This is a genomic window from Bradyrhizobium sp. Pha-3 (assembly GCF_042258325.1).
Classification (GTDB): Bacteria; Pseudomonadota; Alphaproteobacteria; order Rhizobiales; family Xanthobacteraceae; genus Bradyrhizobium; species Bradyrhizobium elkanii.
Map to the genome: position 1 here is coordinate 1213068 of NZ_CP170151.1, position 13013 is coordinate 1226080.

Consider the following 13013-nt stretch of genomic DNA (forward strand, 5'->3'; position numbering starts at 1 on the left):
TGCGGTTCGAGCGACATACCATAGCGAGACATAAGAGAGCTGCCATGTCCAACAACGTCCCACCCAGGAATCCTTACGCCAACAGGCAGGGTTACCTTCAGCAGTCTCAGGAAGAGCCGCATCAGGGGAAGGACGTAGAGAAGGCGACGCCCGAGGATCCTTCAAGGGAGGGTGGTTCCGGATCGCCGGCCGCTGTGAGCGCTGAACCGACGCCAAACGTATCCGCGCAAGAGACGCATGACGCGATTGCGCGGCTCGTCGCGGAAAATGCCGATCTCAAGGACCGGCTCCTGCGTGCACTCGCGGATGCCGAGAATGTACGCCGCCGCGCGGAGCGTGATCTGAATGATGTGCGGCAGTACGCCGTGACCAGGTTCGCGGGCGATATGGTCAATGTCGCGGATAATCTGGAGCGTGCCATGTCCAGCCTGCCCGCCGAGTTGCGCAACGACGCCGGACCGTTCAAGACCTTTGTGGAAGGTGTGGAGCTGACCGAAAAGGAGTTGCTCCGATCGCTGGAAGCGCATGGCGTCAAGAAGCTTGACCCGACGGGAAGCCCGTTTGATCCTCGCTTTCACGAGGCGATGTTCCAAGTTCAGGATCCGTCAGTGCGAAGCGGTACGGTTACGACTGTGGTGCAGCCCGGCTATTCGATCGGCTCGCGCTCGTTGAGGCCGGCGAAGGTCGGCGTCGCAAGCTGAACTGCTATAGTCGAGAGGAGCCCCGTTCTGGAATCTCAATTGTCCGAATCGGGCTCGCCATGACCAGATTCTCTCTTGGAATAGCGGTGCGAGTTCTTCTTACGCGATGTTTGTACGAGGACAGGCCATGAGTACCGGCAAGTCATCTTCCAATCCCTCGTCTGGCGATCTTTGGCCGGCTCTGTCCTGCCAGGCCTTCGAGCCGACGCGGTATCTTCTCCACATGGCGTTGCAGGCCGTCGGCAAGCTCAAGCTGGCGGAGCCTTTCCAGGCGCAATGGGCCGGGGTCCCGCTTTGGCTCGGCGCGAGAGGCTTGACCACTGGCCCGATCCCCTACGCCGGCGGAGCCTACGAGGTCCGCGCCGACTTCGTCTCGCACGAGTTGCAGTGGCTCACGAGTTCGGGCGGATCGGGACAATTGCCCCTGGGCCCGACATCCGTCGCGACCTTGGTCGAGACGTTCCTCGGCCAGCTTGGCCGTGCGGGGATAAACGCTTCGATCACCCTCATGCCGCAGGAAGTGTCCAACCCGATCCCGTTCGACGAGGACAAGCAACTACGCCCGTACGACCGCGACATGGTCAACGCCTGGTGGCGCATTCTCCTTAGTACTCAACGCGTCCTGCGGGTCTTCCAGGGACGGTTCACGGGCAAGACGCAACCGATCGGCCTGATGTGGGGGACGTTCGATATTCGCGTGCCCTTCTACAACGGCAAGCCTGCTTCGCCGGCGCCGAATGTCGGTTACGTCCGGCGCAATGCGATGAATGCGGAGTTGGTGGAGGTGGGGTGGTGGTCGGGCGATCCCTCGTATCCCAGGCCCGCATTCTACTCCTTCACCTATCCCCAACCGCCGGGTATCGAACAGGCGAAGATCGGTCCGAGCGCCGCACGATGGGACGCCGGCATGGGCGAGTTCCTTCTCGACTACGACGACCTGCGCCAGTCCGGCAATCCTGACGGTGACCTGCTCGCCTTCCTGGAATCAGCCTACGTTGCTGGCGCGACCGCAGCGGGCTGGGATTCCGCCTTGCTGGGTGGCGGACGTCCGGGGTAACTTCCGGCGTGCCGCTCCAACCTGGCCCGACCTGCGACGGACAGCTGTCCGGCGACAATGGACAAGCCTTCCGCAGTCGCCGGCAATGGCCGGACAGGCTGACGCATCATACGCGCTTAAACCAATAGACACTTTGTCCGGAGTGCTTCGGACAAAATGTCCGACCAGTCGTGACAGCGCAGCTTAAGTCGTTGAAATCCCGCGGGTCGTGATTTGGCACATGTGTTGCTCAACAGGAGTGGCGCAGGGACGCAAACCGAACATCGTCGATCAACGAAGAAGCAGAGGAGCGCGACGTGGCAAAAGTGATCGGAATCGACCTCGGGACGACCAATTCATGCGTCGCTGTCATGGACGGCAAGAACACGCGCATCATCGAGAATGCAGAAGGTGCGCGCACGACACCTTCCGTCGTGGCGTTCACGTCCGATGGCGAACGTCTGGTCGGGCAGCCGGCCCGGCGGCAGGCGGTGACAAACCCGACCAACACCATCTTTGCGGTGAAACGCCTGATCGGTCGCCGCTACGATGATCCCACGGTCGAGAAGGACAAGGCGCTCGTTCCCTACAAGATCATCAAGGCGTCCAATGGCGACGCCTGGGTCGAGGCCGAGGGCAAGCCGTATTCGCCCTCGCAGATCTCGGCTTTCATCCTGCAGAAGATGAAGGAAACGGCCGAAGCCAATCTCGGCGAGAAGATCAGCCAGGCCGTCATCACCGTTCCCGCCTATTTCAACGACGCACAGCGCCAAGCCACCAAAGACGCCGGCAAAATCGCCGGGCTCGAAGTTCTGCGGATTATCAACGAGCCGACTGCCGCTGCGCTTGCCTATGGTCTCGACAAGAAGAAGCAGGCCAAGATCGCCGTCTACGATCTCGGCGGCGGCACCTTTGACATCTCCATTCTCGATATCGGCGACGGTGTGTTCGAGGTGAAGGCGACCAACGGCGATACCTTCCTCGGCGGCGAAGACTTCGACATGCGGCTGGTCAACTACCTCGCCGACGAGTTTCAGAAGCAGCAGGGTATTGATCTGCGCAAGGATAAGCTCGCCCTGCAGCGCCTGAAGGAAGCGGCCGAGAAGGCGAAGATCGAGCTTTCCACGGTCACTCAGACGGAAGTCAACCTGCCGTTCATCACGGCGGACGCCTCCGGCCCAAAGCATCTTCAGGTCAAGATCACGCGCGCCAAATTCGAGTCGCTGGTCGAGGACCTCGTTCAGCGGACGATCGAGCCGTGCCTCAACGCCCTGAAGGACGCCGGGCTCACAGCCAAGGACATTGACGAAGTCGTGCTCGTCGGCGGCCAGACCCGCATGCCGAAGATCCAGGAGGTTGTTCAGAAGATCTTCGGCAAGGAGCCGCACAAGGGCGTCAATCCCGACGAAGTCGTCGCCGTCGGTGCGGCCATCCAGGCCGGGGTGCTGCAGGGTGACGTCAAGGACGTGCTGCTGCTCGACGTGACGCCGCTTTCGCTCGGACTTGAGACGTTGGGCGGCGTCTTCACGAGGCTGATCGAGCGGAACACGACGGTTCCGGCGAAGAAGAGCCAGGTCTTCTCGACCGCGGAGGACAACCAGAATGCCGTGACGATCCGGGTCTTCCAGGGTGAGCGCGAGATGGCAGCCGACAACAAGTTTCTCGGTCAGTTCGATCTCGTCGGCATCGCCCCGGCACCGCGCGGCATGCCGCAGATCGAGGTGACCTTCGACATCGACGCAAACGGTATCGTCAACGTCTCGGCCAAGGACAAGGGCACGGGCAAGGAACAGAACATTCAGATCCAGGCTTCGGGCGGCCTTTCGGAGGCCGATATCGAGCGCATGGTCAAGGATGCGGAGGCTCATGCCGCCGAGGACAAGAAGCGAAAGGAAGCAGTCGAGGCGAAGAACGCCGCCGAAGCACTTCTGCACGCGACGGAGAAGACTGTCGCAGAACACGGATCGAAGCTTGCGGCACCAGATCGCAGCGCGATCGAAAGCGCAATGTCTGACTTGCGCGAGGCGTTGAAGGGCGACGATGCCGCTGCGATCAACACGAAAGTGAACGCCTTGCAGCAGCATACAATGAAGCTTGCGGAAGCCAGCGCGGCGCAGGCCGCTCCTGGCTCTGCGCCGAGTTCGGGTGGCGACAATGTGGTTGACGCCGAATTCACCGAAATCGACGACGACAAGAAGAACTCGAAATAGCGCGCCTCCGCCAGCGCAGGCGCGAGCCTGCGACTGCCGATCTGGCTTTGCACCGCTGTCGGGACGAAACGCCGGCTCTCACGTGCTGGAATGAAATCCCGACTGCTTCTTTTTGCATAAACATCAATCAGAAGTCTTGAAGGCATTCCGCTTTCATTTTGTAGGAGCTTTCTTATGCGACGACGTTCGGCGGTCCTCACTGCCTTTGCCGGAGCAATGCTGGCCGCCCTGGTATCCACCACGCAAGCCCAGCAGCCGGTCCAAAAGGTGCAGGTAGGCGTCCTTGAATGCAAGGGCGGCCCGAGCATCGGCTTTATCGTGGGCGCGGTAACCAATCTGGCGTGTGTCCTGCGGGTCAACGGGCTGCCCGAAGACTACTACATCGCGACGATCCAAAGGATCGGTCTCGACATCGGCATCACCGAGAGCACCGCGCTTGCCTGGTCGGTGTTCGCGCCGATCGCCCAGCCCGGCCGTGGCGATATCGCAGGGACCTATGTCGGCGTCGATGCCATGGCTGCGGCCATCGTCGGTGTCGGCGGCAATGTACTTCTGGGTGGTTCAAACAACAGCATCGCGCTGCAACCCCTGAGCGTACAAGCGGAAACCGGCCTGATCGTCGCCGCAGGATTGGAGAGTATGACCCTTCAGCCGGGTCGATAGAGACGCCGAACTGACAATCGTTCGCATCCTTGTTCGGCAAGTGGCTCTTGCTGCTTCGTTCAGAACGGCATGTGGAGATCGGAAGACCATGGCAGCAAGTCTCGGTGGCGATGGGCAACTCGACGACGGCAAGCCGAGATTGACGGAAGACGACATTACGCGGGCCAAACTCGGTCCGCGCGGTGTTCCGGGAGCGCCGGATCCCGCACGAATGACGCCTCAACAACTGAAGAACTACCCAAAATATGTGGATCCCGGGCATGTTGAATAATTCGGAGTTGCAGCTTGGTTGTTGCTTGCCAATGACAGGCGCGGTTTCTGCGATGTGCAAGCATGTTCGTCGTCGGGAGCGGTGAGTGGCCAGGAATCCGTATGACATATTGGGAGTGGCGTCCTCGGCTTCGGCAGGCGACATCCAGAAGGCCTACCGGAAGCTCGCGAAGAAGCTGCATCCCGACCTCAATCCCGGGGACAGGGCGGCCGAGGAGAAATTCAAGGAGGTTACCGCCGCCTACGACCTCCTCGGCGATGCCGACAAGCGCAAGCGCTTCGATAGCGGCGAGATCGATGCGACGGGTACCGAGCGTCCGCAACATCATTTCTATCGCGACTACGCCGATGCCGGCGATCCTGATGTCTACACCAGCGGCGCCGGTTTTGCCGACTTCATGGATTCGGACGACGCGTTCGCGGACCTGCTGAGACGCAGCCAGCGCGCGCGCGCGAACCGACGCGGGGAAGATCTGCATTTCCGTCTCCCGATCGAATTCGTCGAATCGATTAATGGCGCGAGCAAGCGAATCACTCTGCCCGGCGGTGGCACGCTCGACGTGAAGTTTCCTCCGGGAATGGTTGACGGACAGGTCCTGCGCTTGAAGGGAAAGGGAGCACCCGGGGCTGGCAAGGGCGCCGCGGGCGACGCTCTCATCGAGGTCGAGGTGACGCCGGATCGGCGGTTCACGCGCGACGGCGACAACATTCTTCTCGAACTTCCGATCTCGCTGACCGAAGCCGTGCTGGGAGGTCACATCCGCGTTCCGACGCCAACCGGTGACGTGACAATGGCCGTGCCGAAGGGATCGAACACGGGCACCACGCTGCGCCTCAAGGGCAAGGGGGCGCCGCGCGCCGGTGGCGGCAGCGGTGATGAATTTGTGAAACTGAAGGTGACGTTGCCGCAATCGCCGGATCCGGAGTTGCAGGCATTTGTCGAGAGCTGGAGCAAGGGCAAGGATTTCAATCCGCGCGAAGGTAGTTCGAAATGACCTTGAACAAGCAGGAGTTCCTGACCTCGGCCGGACTGCGCGTGCGGACGCTCGAGCTATGGCTGGAGCAACGGTGGCTCGTTCCGACTGAGTCCGCTTCGGGTGCTCTGTTCTCTGATGGAGACGTGGCGCGTGCGCGCTTGATACAGGACCTCAAAGGCGACTTCGGAGTCAACGACGAGGGAATCGACGTGATCTTGCATCTGATCGATCAGCTCCACGGCGTTCGGCAGGCTTTTGCGCTGCTGCGTGCCACGTTCAACGACATGTCGGGGAACGTCTGATCGAACCTACGTCGTTTGGAATGGGCCATAAGGAGCACTTTGATGGCAGGTACGACATCGCCCGGAGATGGATCGATCAATGCGCTTATCCTGCAGGCCCCGGTCCGCAAGCTCGTCGCAAGGAACGTTCAGACGGTCGATGACGTAAATGCGATTCTATTCGATGCGGCGACAAGGCTCGACATAGAAGGCGGCCCGCAAACGCCGCAGGTGGCGAAAATCATCGTCGACGAACATCGGCACCTGGCCTTTCCCGGTAGTCATCTGGCCCCTTCAGAATGTGTGCTGCGCGATATTCTGGACGATTGCGGCCGTTCCGGCCTATCTTGCAAATATGATCGGGACACAGACGGCAGGCGTCACCGATGGCGCCCTGAACAGCGCCTGGGCGGTTGCCGGGATCAAGGGTCTGGGTTGGCTCACGGCAGACATTCGGTCAGCCTCGGTCTTTGCATCGCGCTGGAGAAAGTTAGCGCTCTGCTTTGAGATAATCGCCGCCAGAGCCGGAGTCGGGAGAGACCTGTATGTCCAAGGAGACCCGCCCTGAAGTCGCCGAGCCGGTGATCGACCCGGAATTTGGCCCCTGGCTTGCGCAAGCCTCGATCCTTGTCGTCGACGACGAACCGGGGATACGCAACTTCCTCGTAAAGCTACTGCGACCGCGCTGCAAACTGATTGAAGAATCCGCGGACACCAAGGATGCGTCGCGCAAACTCGACGGGCAACATTTCGATGTCGTGATTCTCGACAATGTCATGCCCGGCAGGAGCGGCCTCGACTGGCTTGCGGAACAGCGGGCGATCGGCTTCTTTACCGACGTCATCCTTATGACCGCCTATGCCGATCTCGACACAGCCATCGGTGCATTGCGCATCGGCGTCATCGACTTTGTCATCAAGCCCTTCCGATCCAATCAACTGCTAAACGCCGTCGCACGTTGCCTTGATCGGGCGCGCCTGCAGCGTGAAAATTTTGTGCTGCACCATGAGCTGAAGTCGTCGTCGCGTCCCTTGTATCTGCGTAGCAAACTGCTTGGGGCATCGGCGGCGGTTCAAAAAGCGCGCGACACCATCGCCCGGGTGGCGCCCTTGCCGACGCCAATTCTGTTTACTGGCGAATCCGGAACCGGCAAGGAGGTTGCCGCCCGATCGCTCCATTCGCTGTCAAGTCGGGCGGACAAGCTTTTTGTGCCGGTTAACTGCGGAGCAATTCCTGCGGAGATGATCGAAAGCGAACTCTTTGGTCATGTGAAGGGTGCGTTTACCGGCGCAGGGAAAGCGCGAGAGGGGCTATTCATGTTCGCCCAGGGCGGCACACTCTTCCTGGACGAGATCGGTGAACTCCCGCATCACCTGCAGAGTAAGCTGCTGCGCGTGCTGGAGGACAAACGGGTGCGCCCCGTCGGCTCAGAACGAGAAGTGCCGGTCGACGCTCGCTTTGTCTTCGCGACCAACGCCGATTTGCAGAAGCGGGTTGCGGCGGGTACCTTTCGGGCGGACCTCTACTTCCGCATCAACATCATGCAGATCAATCTTCCGGCTCTTCGGGATCGGGATCAGGATGTGCTGGAGCTCGCCGAGGTCTTCATGAACGAGATTTCCGAGCAGCTTGGCATGCCACGTGTACCGATCGATGCCAGGATGCGTACGTTTCTGGCGCGGTACGACTGGCCGGGTAACATTCGAGAGCTGCGTAACCTGATCGAGCGAACCGTAATCCTCGGCGAATTTCGCGAGGACTATCTGCCGCCACGTATTGATAGCTCGACGGGTGATGTCACGCTCGCGGATGTGGAACGACGACATATCCTTTTTGTGCTGCGCGAGACGGGCGGCGACCGCGAGGAGGCGGCGCGCCGGCTCGGCATCTCGCGTAAAACCATCGACCGCAAATGCGCAAGCTGGCACCTCTGATATCGGCTCTTGCTCTCGATAAGATCTCGGTGCGCTATCGGCTGCTGGCGATGGCGCTCCTGCCAATGCTCGTCATCCTCCCGCTGCTTCTCGGGATCACCATCTATCGCTGGAACGCGAAGTTCGACGCGGCGTTGACGTCCAAGGTGCATGATGACCTGACGATCGCCCGACAATACCTCGCACGCATTCTGGAGAACACAGAGGGAGAGCTGGCATCGTCAGTCAGCTCCGCGCGCTTTCAGTCGATTGTGCAAACGCGAGGCGTTGAGGTCGGGGCGCTGAATGTCTACCTCAGGGATATCGCGCAGGCGCGGGGCTTCGATTTTCTCTATATTGTCGCCGACGACGGCGCGGTCGTCGCGAGCGAATCTCAAATGGCGTCCACTCCACGCCGAAATTGGCCGGTCATCAGCGCCGCGCTTGAGGGGCGCGCGCGAACGGCGATTGATGTGTTTGAATCCGCGGAACTTGCTGCGATCTCCGCGGACCTTCCGAAACGCGCGCAAATCGACATCATCGCGACGCCCGGAAGCACGCCCACCACGCGAAGGCAAGAGAATCGAGGGTTGGTGCTGCACTCAGCGACGCCGGTTTCGTTGCCGAATGGGCACCGCGCGGCTCTGGTGGGGGGGATACTGCTCAACCAGAATCTTGCCTTTGTCGACACGATCAACGATCTGATTTTCCATGGGTCGGGCTTGCCGGAAGGCAGTCGTGGGACCGTTACGCTTTTCCTCGATGATGTCCGCATCAGTACCAACGTGCGGATGTTCGAAGGACAGCGAGCGATCGGCACGCGCGTCTCAGCGGACGTTCGCAATGCGGTTCTCGATCGTGGCCGGACTTGGCTGGATAGCGCGTTCGTCGTCGACGATTGGTATATTTCGGCCTACGAGCCGCTCAATGACAGCTATGACCGCCGCGTCGGCATGCTCTATGCCGGCTATCTGCAGAAGCCGTTCACCGAAGCCAAGCGGGATACGCTTCTACAAATCGCGCTGGCCTTTCTCATCGCGGTGGCAGCCACCGTGCCGCTCTTTCTGAGGTGGGCTGCGGGCATTTTCAAGCCACTCGAGCGGATGACGACCACGATTGCGAAAGTTGAAAGGGGCGAACTGGAAGCACGCACCGGACCCGTTGATGGTCGTGACGAGATCGAACAGGTCGCAACTCACCTGGATCGACTGCTGGATCAGATTCACGAGCGCGACGCTCAGCTGCGACAATGGAACGAGGAGCTCAACCAGCGCGTCGAGGAACGAACGAGCAAGCTCGTACACGCGAACGAGCAGCTGGAGGCAACCACAAAGCAACTCATCATGTCCGAAAAGCTCGCCGCTATCGGCGAGATCACCGCCGGCGTAGCTCACGAGATCAATAACCCCATCGCGGTGATGCAAGGCAATCTGGAGATCATCAAGGACATGATGGGCTCCAGGGCCGATGAAGCAAAAACGGAGTTTAGACTCATCGACGAACAGTTGCATCGAGTGAGCGAGATTGTGACGAGGCTCCTGCAATTTGCCAAGCCGCAGGAGTATGCCGGCTTTACCGATCAGTACAATGCCGCCGCCGTCGTCACAGATACGCTGCCGCTGGTTCAACATCTGCTGAACAAGACAACGATAAGTGTCGAGACGGAATATCACGCCTCACGTCTCATCTCGATGAATCGCACCGAATTGCAGCAGGTGCTTGTCAATCTCCTCGTCAACGCGATCCATGCAACGTCCGGAGGTGGACGTTTGACGCTTCGAACCTTCGATCGAGACGAGGGACGGCGACCTGGAGTTGTGATCGATGTGACGGACACAGGTGGCGGGATGACAACGGACGTGATGCAGCGGATTTTCGATCCATTCTTCACCACCAAGAGGCGGGAAGGCACAGGTCTGGGGCTGTCCATTAGCCAGATGCTTGTGACGCGCCAAGGTGGCAAGATTTCCGTCGAAAGTGAACCCGGCAAGGGCACGACGTTTACGATCTGGTTACCCGCTGAGGACTGATGGCGGCCCGAAGAGCCGGCGACATTTCGTCTTGCCAGAAGGACAAATTGTCCGCCGGCTCTTCGTCGCGCCCGCTAAGCGATTGATATCGTGCTATGCTCGGCTTGGCACGACCGTTGCTGGAATCGCGAACAGCGGTTGGAGCTTCAACCGAGTGGAAACGTTGAGCCTCAGACATAGGAGCCGCAGCAATGCCACGTCATCATGGGAAGATGCCGCCTGTTCCGCCCGCCAATCGTAGCCCCAAGGGCACCGGCGGCGACCCCGAGGTTAGCAAGGATACGTCGTCGAAGAAGCGCGAAGAAAACTACGCGGAGCAAGGCGATACAGCAAACATTCGCGAGAACACGACCAACGCGGGTTACTTTCAGGGGCGCCGCGCTAAGTGACGCCAGGTCGAGCGATAGGTCTCGGCCGGCTCTGACGGCCAGGCATCAACCGATGTGTGAGAGCGAGGAGCTTCAGAGATGACCGTTGTGTCCACGCAGCAGCTCTCGAAGGATATGCAGGCCAAGGGGCATCTGCTCATCAATCAGGTCGGTCTCGTGCCGCAGGCGCAGGATCGGCCATTGCAAGCCGAGGACCTGCTCTTCTACATCAGTGAGACGACGATGCCGATGGCGGCCTTCCTGAAAAGCCACGGGCTTTTCATGGACGACGAAGGGCTGCACTTCGACTTTTCCCAGTTCGATGCCATCCGCGAGGTCGCCGTCAAAGTCATCGCCGAACGTGATGCGGGAAAGCTGGACGGGGTGTGGCAGCAATTCGATCTTTCGACTGATGACGACGCAGACTACGATGGCAGCTACATCCTGCTCGCCCTTGCCGCCCTTGCGGTCATGTATGATCAGGAGAATTAGGGCCGCAAAAGGCGAACTGCTTGCAGAAGCGCTACCTGCGAAAGCCGACTTTGACGGTGAGCATCATCTCCGTCGGTCGCCCTCATGCGGCTTCGACCTGGCTCCGAGTGTTGCAAGCGATCCGTTCGTTCTCGACCTGGCGACACTCAGGAGTCGCGTGGGACATTTTGTCCGCGTTGCTTTCGACAAATTGTCCAAAGCCGGCTCCTTCTCGCGATCCAACTGATTGATATCGCAATGTTTTCCGTGTGGCACATGAGTTGCTCAGAAGTTTAGCCAGAGCGTTGTGGCCCTGAGGGAGTGATGAGTTGTGCGAACTGAAGCGATGGTCGCCGGGGCCCCAGCCGCGGGTGTGTAACGGCGGCATCTGAACCACGCCATCCGCGGCGACGCACCTCCAGAGGAGATGTCCATGTCGTTCAAACTTCCCGACCTGCCGTACGCGCATGATGCGCTCGCTCCGTACATGTCCACGGAAACGCTGGAATATCACCACGACAAGCACCACGCCGCCTATGTGAATGCCCTCAATGCCCTGATCAAAGGCACCGAATGGGAGGGAAGGAGCCTGGAAGAGGTCGTGATCGGCTCGTTCGGGAAGAACGTTCCCGTTTTCAACAATGCGAGCCAGGACCTGAACCACACCTACTTCTGGAAATGGATGAAGCCGCACGCCGGAAGCACGCTGCCCGGAATCCTGGAGCGGCAAATCAAGGCCGACTTCGGCTCGATCGAGAAGATGAAAGAAGAGTTCGTTGCCGCCGGGGTCGGACAGTTTGGCTCTGGCTGGTGTTGGCTGGCGATCAAGAACGGCAAGACAATCGTCATGAAAACGCCGAACGGCGAGAACCCGCTCGTCCATGGCGCAAAGCCAATACTGGGTTGCGACGTTTGGAAACATTCCTACTACATCGATTATCGCAATCGAAGGGCCGACTACATCAAGGCGTTTCTCGAATTCCTGGTGAACTGGGAATATGTCGAGGATCTCTTCAAGAAGACGGCGTGACCGATGAAGCTCATATCGACCGGCACAACCGGACGCTTCACGCTTGTCGTGAAACCCGAACATCTGGCCAACCGGTTCAAAGACAGCATCCTGCCGCCGGTGTTGGCGACACCGGTCATGATCATGGCGATGGAGAATGCTGCCTTGAATGCCGTTCGCAGCTATCTCGAGCCAGGCGAGAGTGTGGTCGGCACCATGGTCAATGTGCGGCATCTTGCTGCGACCGCAATCGGGCAGACGGTCACCGCCACGGCCGAGGTCACCGCAGTTGAGGGGCGCCGGATCGTGTTTGCCATCAGCGCCTCCGATGAGATCGAGGAAATCGGCAAAGGGACCCACGAACGGATGGTTGTCAACCTCACTAGGCTACAGCAGCGCCTCGATGCAAAAATTGCGCGATCGGAGGCGATCCGAACGGCGCGGCGCTGAAACGGCGTCAATTCGCTCGTCACGTGTTGGAATAAGGATCGAGAATCAAGCAGGGAGTAATCGCCATGTCCGATCTCGTTGTCATCGTCTATCCCACCGAAGCCAAGGCTGAAGAGATCAGACAGAAGCTTCTGGGTATGCAGCAGGAATACCTGATCGAGCTTTCCGACGCCGTGATCGCCGTCAAGCAGGACAACGGTAGGGTCAAGCTCATTCAGCTTATGAACACCACGGCTGCTGGCGCCGTTTCCGGCGGTTTCTGGGGCCTGCTGATCGGCGCGATCTTTCTCTCGCCGCTTCTCGGGGCTTCTCTCGGGGCGGCCTCCGGTGCGCTCATGGGTGCATTGACCGACGTTGGCATCAACGACGAGTTCATGAAGCACTTGTCGGTAAATCTGAAGCCCGGCAACGCCGCTCTTTTCGTGCTCATTCGTCGAATGACCACGGACAAGGTACTTGATGCACTTAAAGGCACGGGCGGCACGGTGCTCAAGACCTCGCTCGACCACACCAAGGAGCAAGCTCTGCGGGACGCCTTGGCGGCGACGCCACCGCCTGCTGCGCCGGGCGAAGTCCGCTCGTAACTCCGCTTCGAAAAATTCTGACGACAGACCGCGAGTCTGAAAGGTGGCGT

The 13013-nt window shown here is 59.8% G+C and carries 15 protein-coding genes; all 15 read left to right on the plus strand.

Translation table 11 applies throughout. The features are described 5' to 3' along the window. Positions 1-44 precede the first annotated feature (44 nt). The 15 genes from grpE (at position 45) to ACE10X_RS05840 (ending at position 12963) form a co-directional block, all read left to right on the plus strand. Complete coding sequence (gene grpE, locus ACE10X_RS05770) at positions 45-701, plus strand: nucleotide exchange factor GrpE (RefSeq protein ID WP_080583557.1); 657 nt, start codon at positions 45-47, stop codon at positions 699-701. Between the two features lie 127 nt (positions 702-828). After that, positions 829-1758 (plus strand): DUF5996 family protein, encoded by a 930-nt coding sequence (locus ACE10X_RS05775; RefSeq protein WP_038387874.1) that lies wholly within the window; start codon positions 829-831, stop codon positions 1756-1758. 296 nt (positions 1759-2054) lie between these two features. Then, positions 2055-3947, plus strand: a complete 1893-nt coding sequence (gene dnaK, locus ACE10X_RS05780) for a molecular chaperone DnaK (RefSeq protein ID WP_038387859.1) — start codon at positions 2055-2057, stop codon at positions 3945-3947. Positions 3948-4121: 174 nt separating this feature from the next. After that, on the plus strand, positions 4122-4610 hold the full coding sequence (locus ACE10X_RS05785; protein WP_375764082.1) for a DUF992 domain-containing protein: 489 nt from the start codon (positions 4122-4124) through the stop codon (positions 4608-4610). A gap of 88 nt (positions 4611-4698) precedes the next feature. After that, positions 4699-4881, plus strand: coding sequence for a hypothetical protein (locus ACE10X_RS05790; protein ID WP_080583555.1), 183 nt, complete (start codon positions 4699-4701; stop codon positions 4879-4881). Positions 4882-4966: 85 nt separating this feature from the next. Beyond that, entirely contained in the window at positions 4967-5875 is a 909-nt protein-coding gene (locus ACE10X_RS05795; protein ID WP_038387857.1) for a DnaJ C-terminal domain-containing protein, read from the plus strand. Between the two features lie 2 nt (positions 5876-5877). Then, a complete protein-coding gene (locus ACE10X_RS05800) occupies positions 5878-6159 on the plus strand; it encodes a chaperone modulator CbpM (RefSeq protein ID WP_038387873.1) in 282 nt (93 codons plus the stop codon). Positions 6160-6201: 42 nt separating this feature from the next. Beyond that, the gene (locus ACE10X_RS05805; RefSeq protein ID WP_193375449.1) at positions 6202-6645 is read left to right on the plus strand and encodes a hypothetical protein; all 444 of its coding nucleotides are present in this window, start codon (positions 6202-6204) and stop codon (positions 6643-6645) included. Between the two features lie 38 nt (positions 6646-6683). Continuing rightward, the gene (locus ACE10X_RS05810; RefSeq protein WP_375764083.1) at positions 6684-8072 is read left to right on the plus strand and encodes a sigma-54-dependent transcriptional regulator; all 1389 of its coding nucleotides are present in this window, start codon (positions 6684-6686) and stop codon (positions 8070-8072) included. Further along, complete coding sequence (locus ACE10X_RS05815; RefSeq protein WP_051003254.1) at positions 8051-10081, plus strand: cache domain-containing protein; 2031 nt, start codon at positions 8051-8053, stop codon at positions 10079-10081. Before ACE10X_RS05810 ends, ACE10X_RS05815 begins: the two co-directional genes overlap by 22 nt. Before the next feature lie 191 nt (positions 10082-10272). Next, positions 10273-10470 (plus strand): hypothetical protein, encoded by a 198-nt coding sequence (locus tag ACE10X_RS05820; protein WP_080583554.1) that lies wholly within the window; start codon positions 10273-10275, stop codon positions 10468-10470. A 78-nt stretch (positions 10471-10548) separates the two neighbouring features. Next, on the plus strand, positions 10549-10941 hold the full coding sequence (locus ACE10X_RS05825) for a hypothetical protein (RefSeq protein WP_038387854.1): 393 nt from the start codon (positions 10549-10551) through the stop codon (positions 10939-10941). 412 nt (positions 10942-11353) lie between these two features. Next, positions 11354-11950 carry a superoxide dismutase gene (locus ACE10X_RS05830; protein ID WP_375764084.1) on the plus strand — a complete coding sequence of 199 codons (597 nt, stop codon included), beginning with the start codon at positions 11354-11356 and terminating at the stop codon, positions 11948-11950. A 3-nt stretch (positions 11951-11953) separates the two neighbouring features. Then, positions 11954-12379, plus strand: a complete 426-nt coding sequence (locus ACE10X_RS05835) for a thioesterase family protein (protein WP_038387853.1) — start codon at positions 11954-11956, stop codon at positions 12377-12379. 65 nt (positions 12380-12444) lie between these two features. Beyond that, on the plus strand, positions 12445-12963 hold the full coding sequence (locus ACE10X_RS05840) for a DUF1269 domain-containing protein (RefSeq protein ID WP_259192598.1): 519 nt from the start codon (positions 12445-12447) through the stop codon (positions 12961-12963). Positions 12964-13013: the final 50 nt, after the last annotated feature.

What these genes read in the sequence shown, in the direction of transcription:
- grpE (WP_080583557.1), top strand. Translation starts at nt 45, where the DNA reads ATGTCCAACAACGTCCCACCCAGGAATCCTTACGCCAACAGGCAGGGT.
- ACE10X_RS05775 (WP_038387874.1), top strand. Translation starts at nt 829, where the DNA reads ATGAGTACCGGCAAGTCATCTTCCAATCCCTCGTCTGGCGATCTTTGG.
- ACE10X_RS05785 (WP_375764082.1), top strand. Translation starts at nt 4,122, where the DNA reads ATGCGACGACGTTCGGCGGTCCTCACTGCCTTTGCCGGAGCAATGCTG.
- ACE10X_RS05790 (WP_080583555.1), top strand. Translation starts at nt 4,699, where the DNA reads ATGGCAGCAAGTCTCGGTGGCGATGGGCAACTCGACGACGGCAAGCCG.
- ACE10X_RS05805 (WP_193375449.1), top strand. Translation starts at nt 6,202, where the DNA reads ATGGCAGGTACGACATCGCCCGGAGATGGATCGATCAATGCGCTTATC.
- ACE10X_RS05810 (WP_375764083.1), top strand. Translation starts at nt 6,684, where the DNA reads ATGTCCAAGGAGACCCGCCCTGAAGTCGCCGAGCCGGTGATCGACCCG.
- ACE10X_RS05815 (WP_051003254.1), top strand. Translation starts at nt 8,051, where the DNA reads ATGCGCAAGCTGGCACCTCTGATATCGGCTCTTGCTCTCGATAAGATC.
- ACE10X_RS05820 (WP_080583554.1), top strand. Translation starts at nt 10,273, where the DNA reads ATGCCACGTCATCATGGGAAGATGCCGCCTGTTCCGCCCGCCAATCGT.
- ACE10X_RS05825 (WP_038387854.1), top strand. Translation starts at nt 10,549, where the DNA reads ATGACCGTTGTGTCCACGCAGCAGCTCTCGAAGGATATGCAGGCCAAG.
- ACE10X_RS05830 (WP_375764084.1), top strand. Translation starts at nt 11,354, where the DNA reads ATGTCGTTCAAACTTCCCGACCTGCCGTACGCGCATGATGCGCTCGCT.
- ACE10X_RS05835 (WP_038387853.1), top strand. Translation starts at nt 11,954, where the DNA reads ATGAAGCTCATATCGACCGGCACAACCGGACGCTTCACGCTTGTCGTG.
- ACE10X_RS05840 (WP_259192598.1), top strand. Translation starts at nt 12,445, where the DNA reads ATGTCCGATCTCGTTGTCATCGTCTATCCCACCGAAGCCAAGGCTGAA.